Genomic DNA, 12144 nt, shown 5'->3' with positions numbered 1-12144 from the left:
AATTTTTGCTTGTGAAGTCAGGTGCGTAGGAAAGCGGCTTGTCCTGAGACATTAAATGACGATGTAAAAATTATCGATTGACTCAAACAAACATAATGTCAACTGGGCTAATACTTGTTACACCATCCATTTTGGCGATTAGTTCATCATTGAAACTATAACCAACAACGCCATCATTGTCTAAAAAGATTGATAGTCCTGTACTATTTTCATTTGGTCTAAAGATGTAATCGCTAAATTTACCTTTTAGAACCATAAAGTCTTGATTAAAATTAAAATCTGCAATTAAGGCATAATCACCAGTTCCCGATGTGCTTGAGTTTTGGTCGTTATAGTAACTTCGATAGGGGTCACCCAAAACAAAAATATCTACGCCATCTTCACCTATTAAAACATCAACTTCTCCAGAAACAAAACTTGCTCCATAACCATTAAGTACATCCGAACCAGCACCACCGAAAAGTAAATCATTACCTGCATCGCCAATTATCACATCCCATCCTTCATTACCTAGTAGAAAGTCATCCGACGCTGTGCCAAAAAGTTTGTCATCTTCTGCTGTTCCTTCAATTCCCTTAAATTCAGATGTTTGGGTTAGTGGATTATTGGCAAAATAATTATCTATGGATCGAGGCTACGTTGACCAAATTCCAGCGGTTTTGCTTGGTCGCCAATATTTTCCATTATGTCAAAACGGCTTACCACCCGCGTCAGCCTACCTCCAAACAGTTCTCCTAAACCACCCGAACGATTTTGAAAAGGTGGTACAACAGTGGGTTCTATTGACTCAAAATCAATAACTCTAACGCCAGAATTAGACATTACTGCTTTTCCTTATGGGTAAATACTAGATTTATTGAAACATTTTTTATTTCGGAATAAGATTACCATGCTGGCGTAATTTTGATACTCATTATTCAATAAGCCTTAATAATGCCAAAGCTCCCGCACGGGTACTTTCATTTCCGAATTGTTGCTGCATGTAAGGAAATAAGCATCTTTGAGATATAGCACAACAAATTGACTTATGCGATCGCCTACCCCGCATTTCTCACAAATCCCGCGATGTCTGCGACGAGCTACGCCTAGGCACTCCTCAGAATCCTTACCTAGAAGATGTTTCGGGCATTTTTGACAGGTTATTTTTTGATGCAGTCTTGGCAAGAGGTAGTTTTTATACATTTGTGTACTTTTTGACAACTTACGCACCATTTACTCTTAAATCTAAAATAGAGACTTTTATATTTTGCACTAATCCCAAGAAAAAAGTAGAGACGTTCCGGATCAAACTTCTCTATCCCATCATTCGCAAGAAAAATAAAAACTATGAATATTGCTGAAAACAATAACAATAAAATACCAAATAAGAAGCTTGTATTAGTTGGATTTATTTCAATATTTATATTCACAGGTGGCTTGCTTGGCTGGATTAAATTTAAGCAAGAACAAGAGAAAAAAATTCAGCAATCTCAAGCTTTGTTGGCACAGGCATGTCAAACTGATATTTCTGCAAATAGTAATTTTTTAGATGCCTCAAAAAAAGTTAATGAAGCAACCAGACTTTTATACAGCGTTCCAAATATACCAGGTTTAAGTTATCAACAAGCCCAAACCAAATTGAATAATTTTTCTACATGTATAAAAACCGTTAATGCTAAAGAAAACTTTTTTGAAGCAAAAAGGCTGAGTAGAAAAGCTTTTTTGTTTGATGATGAAATGACTTTTTCGGTTCAAGAATGGGAGGGTATGCGCTCAGATTTGGAAAATTCTATCGATTTATTGAAAACTATTCCCAATGATGTAAATACTTATCCTCAATCTCAAAAAGCGCTAAAAATTTATCAAAATCAATTTTCAAAAGTGAACCAAAGACTTCAGCAAGAACAAACAGCCGTTAACGCTTTTAATCTTGCCGAAGATTTGAAGAATGAAGCCGATCAACTGACTCGGAATTCCCCAAGTTTAGAAACTTTAAATGAAGCAGAATCAAAAGTTAAAGATGCTATTAAACTTATAAAAACTATTCCCCCAGGAACAACTGTTAGCCAAAAAAGTCAAGATACTATATTAATCTATCAAGATAAAATAGAGGGTATTCGTTATCTAATTGGTTCGAGATTTCTAGAGCCATTGGTGAAGCTATTTTCTACATTTGCTGATTCGCTTAATAGTAGAACTGAATATCAAGATTATGCAAACAAAGTTAAGAATTTAAATAAAAAATTTACTGATATTCTCAAAGAAGCTCCAGTTACAAAAAATCATCCCAGTGCTAAAGGGTTGAAAAGTGCTTTAAATAGATATAATGATGCTTTAATTGTTTGGCAATATTGCCAGCAAGGAAAATGCCAGAATTCTTTATCTGCTGGGATTATAGAATTTAGAAATGTCTTATGGATACCTGATTCTTTTAAAATAAAAAATGTTCCGTTAACTAAAAAATATAAGCTGAAAGAAAGTTCTAATATATTTACGCAAAAATTCGTTCAATTAAATCAAGTCCGTTCAGCTATTTGGGAGCAAGCAGAAAACGATATCCAAGAAGCTCAAGCACAAATTTAAGTTAAGTTAAACTGGGGCATGGGGCAATGGGCAATGGGCAATGGGCAATGGGCTGGGAATAAAAGATTTTTTCCATACCCGATGCCCCATGCCCTATGCCCTATGCCCAATAAGAGTGTTCAATCGCAACAATCATCAAAATATTCTGTGTTATCTATGCGATCGCACTCATATCTGCCTTTAATCTCGTGATTGTAATATCTGCCAATTGAATCAGCGTCATGTAAATCTTGCCAAGTATCCGCTTCTACCCCCGAATACTGATAAACTGCGCCGTTGTGAAACTCAACTTGCAATAGTTGTTCGTTTTTGTCGTATCCTATAGATGCAGCCATTGATGAATTCACACTTAACATGGCAATTGATTCCTCTTCTGCGGTCAGTGCAGGAGAATCAGCGATAATTTCGTTTAAATCTTGCAGTCCGTCGTAAGCTTGTATAGGTGCAGGAATTTCTACAAATTCTAACTCATCGCCTCGGTCAAGTAATAATTGCAAGTATCCTTCAGAATGAGCGATCGCTATTAAACTGCTCAAGTCCACCTTAGATAGCTTCATTAATTTTACTCTCCTACTGACGTTGAGGTACAATGTGTTAAATCTTATATAGTATATTTGTACTATATAAATCTTCCTTGGTCAAGCTTTGCAATATAAAAATTTGAGTAATACATCCACTTCAGCCTAGTTTCAAACTTAATTGAGTAAATTTCTTAAAGCCTAAAAATTCGGCTTTACGAGTGAGGTTTTTCGCCATAAATTCTCGATATCGTTGCTTAAATGTAAGGTACGACATAGTATTTAGCATTGAATCATATGCATACAATTAACTTTAAGTCAACAAAGCCAGCTTGGGCAGGTGCGATCGCTCAACCCGCACAAGAATTTTCTCCCACCCAACTGCAAGTTATTTCTGGAAAAATACCCGCCGGATTGCGCGGTACACTCTACCGTAACGGTCCTGCACGCTTAGAACGCGGTAATATCCGCATGGGACATTGGTTTGATGGGGATGGGGCAATTCTTGCCGTATATTTCACCTCGGAAGGTGCGACAGGTGTTTATCGCTACGTGCAAACTGCTGGTTACAAAGAAGAAGAAGCAAAAAATCAACTGCTTTTCGCTAACTATGGGATGACTGCACCTGGGGCAATTTGGAATACATGGTTGAAACAATTTAAAAATGCTGCTAACACCTCAGTATTAGCACTGCCAGATAAACTCTTAACATTGTGGGAAGGTGGTAAACCTCACGCTTTGGATTTGCAAAATCTGGAAACTTTCGGCGAAGATAATTTAAGTGGATTAACTGAGGGTTTAAGTTATTCTGCACACTACAAACGCGATTTACAAACAGGGGAGATTTTTAACTTTGGTGTTACCCCCGGATTAAATGCGACGCTGAATATTTATAAGAGCATAAGCACTGGCAAAATAATTCAAAAATCGCAATTTCAACTTGATGGTACACCATTGCTGCATGATTTTGTTTTAGCTGGGAAATACTTAATATTTTGCATTCCCCCAGTGCGGATGAATCCTCTTCCGGTATTGATAGGATTAAGCAGCTACAGCGATGCTTTGGAATGGAAACCTCAATTAGGAACTCAAATATTAGTTTTTGCTCGCGAAACATTAAGCTTAGTCAGTCGCAGTGAAACTGAACCTTGGTATCAATGGCATTTTAGCAACGGCTATATTGATGATAGCGGTTTGGTGAATGTAGATATCGCTCGTTATGAAGACTTTCAGACTAACCAGTATCTCAAAGAAGTAGCCACAGGAGAAACTCATACACCCGCAAAGAGTTCATTATCAAGATTGCAACTTAATCCCCAAACTGGGAAAGTTACCGCAATTGAGCAAATATTAGATAGATACTGCGAATTTCCGAGCGTACCACCGCAAAACGAGAGACAAGCTTCTCGCTATACTTATCTTTCCACATTTCGGCAGGGAACAGATATTAGTCAAGAAATATTAAACACGATCGCTCGTTTCGACCATCAAGCCGAAAAATTAACGTCTTCCGATTGTGGAGAAAATCGCTATCCGAGTGAACCGATTTACGTTGAAGATGCGGAAAATCCAAATCAAGCTTGGGTGATAACAGTTGTCTACGACGGCAATATTAATAATAGTGAAGTTTGGGTATTTAATGCAGATAGACTAGACGAAGAACCGATTTGTAAACTCAGATTACCCAGCGTCATTCCTCACAGCTTCCACGGTACTTGGAAACCAGCTTAGAGGAAAATTGGTAATGGGTAATTGGTAATTGGGTAATTGGGCATTGGTAGTTATTTCCATTCCCGATTCCCGATTTTCTATTCCCGATTCCCTATTTTCTATTACCCATTACCCATTCCCTATTACCCATTACCCATTCCCTATTACCCAATCCAAAATCGATATGATAGCCATTACAGACAAATTTCAAGTTACTTGGGAAAAATTACCTGATGATTTTGTATTACCAAATGAACCAGTGGATAATATCAATCAACCTCTTCTCGCGGCAGCTTTAACACAAAGCTTGGAAATAGCCGGAAGACTGCCAAATACAGCATTAATTACAACAAATTACGGCATTTGTGCTACTGTCAATGGCAAAATGGTCATTAAAGCTCCAGATTGGGGATATGTGGCGAATATCCGCGTTTCTAGAGAAGAAGTGAAACGCAGCTACACTCCCCAATTACAAGGAGATATTCCGGTAATTGTGATAGAATTTCTCTCAGATATAGAAGGTGGAGAATATTCTGTCAAACCGACTTATCCACCGGGAAAATGGTTATTTTACGAACAAGTTCTCAAAGTGCCGAACTATGCCATTTTTGAACCGGATACAGGCACACTTGAAGTTTACCGCTTAGACGATGGCAAGTATCAACTACAACAGCCTGATAATAATAACCGTTACGCGATCGCAGAAATGAATCTATTTCTCGGTATATGGCAGGGAGAACGGGAAAACCGCACAGGTTATTGGTTGCGGTGGTGGGATGAGCAGGGGAATTTGCTGCTGTGGGGTTTAGAAAAGGCTGAACAAGAACGACAACGCGCTGAACAAGAACGACAACGCGCTGAACGATTAGCAGCGCAACTACGAGCAGCAGGTATTGAACCTGAGGCATGAATTTTGTAGTTGGCGCTTTAGCGCTAAAGCGCAGACTACAATTTTAACCCGAAGGCGATCGCTTTTACTCTATAAGTTAGTTCTAAAAAGCAGGAAACCTTTTTTTCAAACATCTCTGTGGCGATTTTTACAATAGACATCTTGGAAAATGAATTATGACACAGACGTAACCCAAGCTAAGAGACAATTCATGAATTGTCTCTACATAATTTATGGAGATGTCTAATCGGTAATCTTCCCACTTTCAAAGGAGTATTCACTGTTTAGGACACATAGCAGGAGTAGACACCAAATTGTCAGGAGTAGCCACCGACGCATTAGAAATAAGAGTAACTTCACCCGTCCTATTGTTAAATACCCAACCAGTAGCAGGAATAATCTTCATAGCATTAGAAGCTTTCTTAATTGATTGGGTGATGCGATCGCTCCTTTGTTTGCTAATATTTCCATTTTCTAAGCTCCCTGCCTTCTCCACTGCGGATGAAAGCCGCGTATCTTGCCATACCACATCATTGGTAAGAAATTCATCCGGACTAGGAGGTAAACCCCCGCGTCCGGTAACGATAAATTGATTGTCTTGTGTCCCATCAGCAGCACAGCCAGAAGCAATTAAACTTGAGGCATCAACTGGATTTGTGGGCAAGACAACCAAACCAAGGCTTGGGTTTATTTCGGTGTTTAATTCTACAGTATTGCTTAATAAAGGATTTTGCTGAGAAATTGCCGTGATGTCGCTTGTTTGCAGCTTACCTGGGTCTAATTCAGATGATTCCTTAGGTTGCAGCAGCCTGACTAATTCTGCACGAGTGCGTGGCACCAGCCCAAAAATCCCAGAGGATGTAATCTTAACAATACCGGCTTTGTCGGTGAATGCATTTGCCGTGATGTCGCTATTTTCATTAGGGACAGCAACGACAAAGCCATTAGGAGCATTGATAGTAATGTTACCGGCATTTCCACCAGCCTCGTCAGTACCTGCGCTGGTAGTTATACTGCTATTATTACGCAGTAGTAGGATGTCTCTCACATTCAGAGTGATATTTCCACCTTCACCGAATGTAGTTGCAGTTGTGATTGTTCCCTGTTTGTCGAGAAAAATCGAGGGAGATGTAACATTAATGTTGCCACCGCTAGCTGTTGCGTTACCTGTACCTGTAACGCGAGCAAACAAGCCACTGTTAGGACTATCATTATCAATTAATCGTGTACCATATCGGTCAACCCGCGCTTGAAAGGTAGGATTGCTGCCAGAGATACTAACTCTTTCATTGGCATTGACGGTGATGTTACCTGCACTGCCACTGCTAAAGGCACTAGTAACAAGTTGACCCCCACCAGTCAAATCAAGAGTATTAGTGTCAACTTTAATATTGCCTCCAGAACCAGCGCTTCCACTTCTAGCACTGACAACTCCTCCATCTGATACGCTCAAGTTATCAGCATTGATACTGATATCACCGCCCTTACCAGTAGCATTTTCTTCACTACTAGTAATCAACCCACTAATCAAATTTCCTTGCTCTGGATTGACACCAGAAATGTTCACATCAGAAGCGTTGATTTGAATACTGCCCCCGTTATTTTCTCCCAAGGTTCTAGACAATATTTCCGCACCATTGATTAAGGACAGCGACCCCGTATTAATCTTGATGATGCCACTATTCCCCTGTTTGAAGGTATCGCTGGCAATAAAGCTTTTGTCAAAAGAGACAGTATTTTCAGCATCAAATATCACGTTACCAGCACGCCCTTGTCCAGTAATAGTGGTGTCGAGAGTACTATTAGTTAAGGAGATTTTTCCGGCTTGGATGTTGATTTCACCACCACTGCCCGCTCCGTTATCGCCTACTTTGGTGTCAATAGTACTATTGGCAATATCTACAGAATTATTAGCCTGCAAAGATACTCCACCGGTGTTTCCCTTTCCTAAAATGCTGGCACTCAAGTTAGCGCCATCAGTTAAGGAAAAAGACCCGGCTTTGATATTAACGCCGCCAGTATTGCCCTCGGCTTCAGGATTCACATCGCTGGCGATAAAACTATTATTGGCAATATCTACAGAATTATTAGCTTGTACAAATACCCCTCCAGCATTTCCCACTCCATAGGTGCTGGAACTGACGCGGGCATTATTTAACGACAACGACCCGGTATTAATATTGATAGTGCCGCTATTGCCAATAGGTTGAGAAAAACTATTACCCACATTATTAGAGATAGAGCTATTTGCAATTGTGATTTTGTCTGTAGCATTGAGCGTGATATCTCCGGCACGAGTACCAGCTGAATTTATCCCAGCTAAAAGGTTACTTCCTCCCAAAATATCTAAATTCCGGGCATTGACTGCAATACTACCCCCACCCTGTCCAGTTACATTAACAGTAGCTCTATTTGTCAGGGATACATTGGCTCGCGCCACGCTATCAGGAAAACTCAAACGGAAATTATTGTCATCCATATTGAGTCCTACCGTTCCGGTTCCCGCGACTCCTCCCAACTCGACTCGACCACCCGGAGCAGTTAACCCTTTGCCATCCAAGGTAACATCACCGCCCACCAACAACAAATTACGATTATTAACAGATAAAACACCCCTTTGTTCAATAGGCTTAATTGGCTGATTTCCTATTTGATTGAATAGAAGAGCAGAAGGATTTATCGTCAATAATGCCGGATTATTCGGCGCAGAAGCACTGAAAAAACCTTGATTGCCAAACCCGATGGCATTGGCTGTTGTCGCCACAAAGGAACCACCAACGTTTAAACTGGCATTCGGACCAAAGACGATTCCTTGAGGATTAATCAGAAATACGTTAGTGCCATTAGCGCGAATAAAACCATCAATGTTAGAGATTGACCCACCCGTTACCCGACTAATAATGTTCTGAATGTCAAGAGCGTTGTTGAAGAAAGCAGTGCCACCAGTAGGGACAGAAAACTCCCTAAAACTGTGAAACAAGTTGCTTCCAGCTTGAGTTCCACCAGTGATATTAAAGGTATTGCCTTCTAATTTGACGTTGGAATTAATTGGTAAAGTTGTATCTGGGACTATTTGTTGTTGAGCCACAGCAGGCTCTGTGACGCTCAGACAACAGAAACTAACGCTAACAATCCAAAAGCCGAGAATGTACTGTCTCACGATGTTCATTGCCTCAAATGTTACATTGATGAGCGATCGCCAGCGCCACAACCAGACGGTACAATTTGGTATTCAATTGTGTAGTTTATGCCATCGTCTGTAAAGGTCATCTCCTGCGGAGGTGGAATATACTGAGCAATTGCAACTGTTTGCTCACCAATAATTCCAATTTCAGAAGCTATTGGGTTGCTCACCGTGCCAACAAGTTGAACGCTGACTGTATTCTTAAAACAGGTTTTCATATCCAGAGGAATTGGATTTCCCGGATTCATCGTGTAGGGATCTGAAATCTTTCCTGTTTCTTTGATGCGTACATATACATTGCTCACAGGGGCATCTGATGTTATAGATGTTAACTGTAATAAGTTTCCCTTCCGCCCCCCCGGGTCGGGGTGATAACCCCCTTTCCGCAACAACGGCGGTGTTTTTATCTGTATGTCAAAGGGTGTTTCCGTGTCCTGAGCTACAGCATAATATCCACATGAGGCGATCGCACTCGTAACTACAGCTATTCCTAGCCCTAATTTCCAACTCCAACTTTTCCAACTTGGAATCATATGAAAATTTCCTTGCTCCAAAGCAATAAGAGTGAAGCTAACTTTTAGCTAATTGAGCAATCAAAATCAACACTAATCAAATGGTCAAAACTTTACGGAATAAAAGTTATCAGTTTCTATTTATATATCGGGCAAACCCTCAGACTTTTACTCAAAAACCCGGAATTTATTCACAAAACTTTACGCCTTTGTCCTCGATCTGCTCAGATGCCTTGAATGCAATATCCAGCCTGAGGGCGATCGCCCAACTCCACGCACTTATTTCTATACTTTAATAGAATTGAGATAAAGCCTATATACTATTAAACTGATTAGATAATTCCCTATGACCACATCTGAACGCCGCTATCACATCACCACCTTTGGTTGCCAAATGAACAAAGCCGACTCAGAGCGCATGGCTGGCATCCTAGAAGACATGGGCTTTGAGTGGTCTGAAGATCCAAATAATGCTGATTTAATTCTTTACAACACTTGCAGTATCCGCGATAATGCTGAACAAAAAGTATATTCATATCTCGGTAGACAAGCAAAACGCAAGCACGAAAAAGCGGATTTAACTTTAATAGTTGCCGGTTGCGTTGCTCAACAAGAAGGCGAAACCCTGTTGCGACGAGTTCCAGAATTAGACTTGGTAATGGGACCGCAACACGCTAACCGTCTCAAAGAGTTGCTAGAGTCGGTATTTGACGGCAATCAAGTTGTAGCAACAGAGGCAGTCCACATTATCGAAGATATCACCAAGCCGCGCCGTGATAGCAAAGTAACAGCTTGGGTGAATGTAATTTATGGCTGTAACGAACGCTGTACTTACTGCGTTGTTCCTAACGTGCGCGGTATCGAACAATCGCGCACACCCGAAGCAATTCGCGCCGAAATCGAAGAACTAGGACGCCTTGGTTACAAAGAAGTCACTCTACTCGGTCAAAATATTGACGCTTACGGCAGAGACTTGCCAGGAACCACGCCAGAAGGTCGCCATTTACACACGTTGACAGATTTACTATATTACATTCATGATGTGCCGGGAGTTGAGCGTTTACGATTTGCTACCAGTCATCCCCGTTATTTCACTGAGCGTTTAATTAAAGCTTGTGCTGAATTGCCCAAGGTGTGCGAACATTTCCACATCCCCTTTCAATCTGGGGATAACGACGTGTTAAAGGCGATGTCGCGGGGTTACACTCAAGAGAAATATCGCCGGATAATTGATACAATTCGCCGATATATGCCGGATGCGTCAATTAGTGCGGATGCAATTGTCGGTTTCCCAGGAGAGACAGAAGCACAGTTTGAAAATACGCTGAAATTAGTAGAAGATATTGGCTTTGACTTGTTGAATACAGCCGCATATTCGCCACGTCCTGGGACACCAGCAGCTTTGTGGACAAATCAATTAAGTGAAGAAGTAAAAAGCGATCGCCTGCAAAGACTAAATCATTTAGTTAACACTAAAGCTTACGAGCGATCGCAACGTTATTTCGGACGCATCGAAGAAGTGTTAGTAGAAGACCAAAACCTGAAAGATAAAACTCAAGTTATGGGACGCACACGCGGTAATCGTCTCACCTTCTTCGCTGGTGATATTACTGAACTCAAAGGACAGTTAGTCAAGGTGAAAATTACCGAAGTTCGAGCCTTTAGCTTGACAGGGGAACCGATAGAGGTGCGACAAAGTGTGTCAGTTTAAAAGGTCGGGAGTTAGGAGTTAGGAGTTAGGAGTTAAGAGTTAGGAATTAACAGTAAATATTTATACTGTTAATTTGCCAATCAAAAGGCAGTGCTGACTTTGACTAAATCATCTAACTCTTGCTGCATTTGACTTCTGACTAACTCATAACAAGCGTTAACATAAGAGCGATCGCTTGCTGCATCCCGACCGTAACGTTCAAAGACAATCGGTGGACAAACTCGCGTATGTATAGTTACAGGCAATGGTATATTAGGTAAAGCACCAATCGCCAATCCCCAAGGCAACCCTAGATAAATCGGGAATACCTCTGGATCTAGCCCAAATAGCCAAGGCATCCCCGATTCATGCAATTGCTCTAAAATTTTGTATAAGTCAGCCAGCACAATCAGCGTATCGTGGGCACCGACGGAAATAATCGGCACAATCGGTACTTGTTCGCGCAGCGCTAACTTGATAAATCCTTGATTGCCAGCAAAGTGAATTTGATGGCGCAGATTGTGTGGTCGAAAAAGGTCTTGCGCTCCACCAGGATATACAAGTACGCTGGCTCCAGAACGCAAAGCAGCGATCGCCATTCGCGGATGAGCGATGATTGCTCCCAACCTCCCTGCCAGTTCTGCTGTTAGCGGAACCTGCCAAAAGTAAGGATGCGCTAAACCGTAAACTGGTCGCTCAACACCAAATCGTAGAAACCAGTCATACATTACCATATACATGTCAGGAGATGCCAGTCCCCCGTTATGGGAACCGACAATTAAAACCTTGGACTGGGGGATATTTTCCCAACCACTAGTTTCCACTCGAAAATAGTAGCGATACAGCCACTCCCACAGCGGCATCATAAGTTGGATGAACCGAGGATCTTTTTGTTCCAAAGACCATCCAGGTTTTGTTTTTAAGTAGTGTTGTTTTTCTGGCATTAAGGCATTTTAACAAAATTGCTCACTCGACCTTAACAAAGAAGACAGGGGGACAGGGGGACAGGGGGACAGGGGGACAGGGGGACAGGGGGACAGGGGGACAGGGGGACAGGGGGACAAGGAGACAGGGGGACA

At 41.2% G+C, this 12144-nt stretch carries 10 protein-coding genes; 4 read left to right on the top strand and 6 right to left on the bottom strand.

The features are described from left to right. Positions 1 to 82: 82 nt before the first annotated feature. Together AABK37_RS17060 and AABK37_RS17055 are read right to left on the bottom strand one after the other, a co-directional pair. Complete coding sequence (locus tag AABK37_RS17060) at positions 83 to 571, bottom strand: calcium-binding protein (protein ID WP_432552782.1); 489 nt, start codon at positions 569 to 571, stop codon at positions 83 to 85. Between the two features lie 50 nt (positions 572 to 621). Continuing rightward, positions 622 to 822: a hypothetical protein gene (locus AABK37_RS17055; protein WP_432552748.1), complete on the bottom strand. Its 201-nt coding sequence runs from the start codon at positions 820 to 822 to the stop codon at positions 622 to 624. 504 nt (positions 823 to 1326) lie between these two features. On the opposite strand from AABK37_RS17055, the gene AABK37_RS17050 reads away from it, so the two are divergent. Beyond that, a complete protein-coding gene (locus AABK37_RS17050; protein ID WP_432552747.1) occupies positions 1327 to 2562 on the top strand; it encodes a hypothetical protein in 1236 nt (411 codons plus the stop codon). A 119-nt stretch (positions 2563 to 2681) separates the two neighbouring features. Here AABK37_RS17050 and AABK37_RS17045 read toward each other — a convergent pair whose 3' ends face one another. Next, the gene (locus tag AABK37_RS17045) at positions 2682 to 3119 is read right to left on the bottom strand and encodes a KTSC domain-containing protein (RefSeq protein WP_432552746.1); all 438 of its coding nucleotides are present in this window, start codon (positions 3117 to 3119) and stop codon (positions 2682 to 2684) included. 258 nt (positions 3120 to 3377) lie between these two features. Here AABK37_RS17045 and AABK37_RS17040 point away from each other — a divergent pair, with 258 nt between their 5' ends. Together AABK37_RS17040 and AABK37_RS17035 are read left to right on the top strand one after the other, a co-directional pair. Further along, a complete protein-coding gene (locus tag AABK37_RS17040; RefSeq protein ID WP_432552745.1) occupies positions 3378 to 4811 on the top strand; it encodes a carotenoid oxygenase family protein in 1434 nt (477 codons plus the stop codon). Between the two features lie 163 nt (positions 4812 to 4974). Beyond that, positions 4975 to 5700, top strand: a complete 726-nt coding sequence (locus AABK37_RS17035; protein ID WP_432552781.1) for a Uma2 family endonuclease — start codon at positions 4975 to 4977, stop codon at positions 5698 to 5700. A gap of 256 nt (positions 5701 to 5956) precedes the next feature. On the opposite strand, the gene AABK37_RS17030 is transcribed toward AABK37_RS17035, so the two are convergent. Together AABK37_RS17030 and AABK37_RS17025 are read right to left on the bottom strand one after the other, a co-directional pair. Then, positions 5957 to 8848 (bottom strand): filamentous hemagglutinin N-terminal domain-containing protein, encoded by a 2892-nt coding sequence (locus AABK37_RS17030; RefSeq protein WP_432552744.1) that lies wholly within the window; start codon positions 8846 to 8848, stop codon positions 5957 to 5959. A gap of 11 nt (positions 8849 to 8859) precedes the next feature. Next, positions 8860 to 9396, bottom strand: a complete 537-nt coding sequence (locus tag AABK37_RS17025; RefSeq protein WP_432552743.1) for a hypothetical protein — start codon at positions 9394 to 9396, stop codon at positions 8860 to 8862. A gap of 325 nt (positions 9397 to 9721) precedes the next feature. Between AABK37_RS17025 and miaB the strand changes: the two genes are divergently transcribed. Beyond that, on the top strand, positions 9722 to 11086 hold the full coding sequence (gene miaB, locus AABK37_RS17020) for a tRNA (N6-isopentenyl adenosine(37)-C2)-methylthiotransferase MiaB (protein WP_432552742.1): 1365 nt from the start codon (positions 9722 to 9724) through the stop codon (positions 11084 to 11086). An 80-nt stretch (positions 11087 to 11166) separates the two neighbouring features. Here the strand turns inward: miaB and AABK37_RS17015 are convergent, their stop codons facing one another. Beyond that, positions 11167 to 12009 carry a lysophospholipid acyltransferase family protein gene (locus AABK37_RS17015; RefSeq protein WP_432552741.1) on the bottom strand — a complete coding sequence of 281 codons (843 nt, stop codon included), beginning with the start codon at positions 12007 to 12009 and terminating at the stop codon, positions 11167 to 11169. Positions 12010 to 12144 lie beyond the last annotated feature (135 nt).

This window comes from Tolypothrix sp. VBCCA 56010, from assembly GCF_050875635.1.
Lineage (GTDB): Bacteria > Cyanobacteriota > Cyanobacteriia > Cyanobacteriales > Nostocaceae > Hassallia.
This window is presented reverse-complemented; position numbering and strand designations above follow the sequence as displayed.

Coding starts and splice junctions, on each gene's coding strand:
- AABK37_RS17015 (WP_432552741.1), bottom strand. CDS start 12,009: ATGCCAGAAAAACAACACTACTTAAAAACAAAACCTGGATGGTCTTTG.
- AABK37_RS17035 (WP_432552781.1), top strand. CDS start 4,975: ATGATAGCCATTACAGACAAATTTCAAGTTACTTGGGAAAAATTACCT.
- AABK37_RS17040 (WP_432552745.1), top strand. CDS start 3,378: ATGCATACAATTAACTTTAAGTCAACAAAGCCAGCTTGGGCAGGTGCG.
- AABK37_RS17025 (WP_432552743.1), bottom strand. CDS start 9,396: ATGATTCCAAGTTGGAAAAGTTGGAGTTGGAAATTAGGGCTAGGAATA.
- AABK37_RS17055 (WP_432552748.1), bottom strand. CDS start 822: ATGTCTAATTCTGGCGTTAGAGTTATTGATTTTGAGTCAATAGAACCC.
- miaB (WP_432552742.1), top strand. CDS start 9,722: ATGACCACATCTGAACGCCGCTATCACATCACCACCTTTGGTTGCCAA.
- AABK37_RS17045 (WP_432552746.1), bottom strand. CDS start 3,119: ATGAAGCTATCTAAGGTGGACTTGAGCAGTTTAATAGCGATCGCTCAT.
- AABK37_RS17050 (WP_432552747.1), top strand. CDS start 1,327: ATGAATATTGCTGAAAACAATAACAATAAAATACCAAATAAGAAGCTT.
- AABK37_RS17030 (WP_432552744.1), bottom strand. CDS start 8,848: ATGAACATCGTGAGACAGTACATTCTCGGCTTTTGGATTGTTAGCGTT.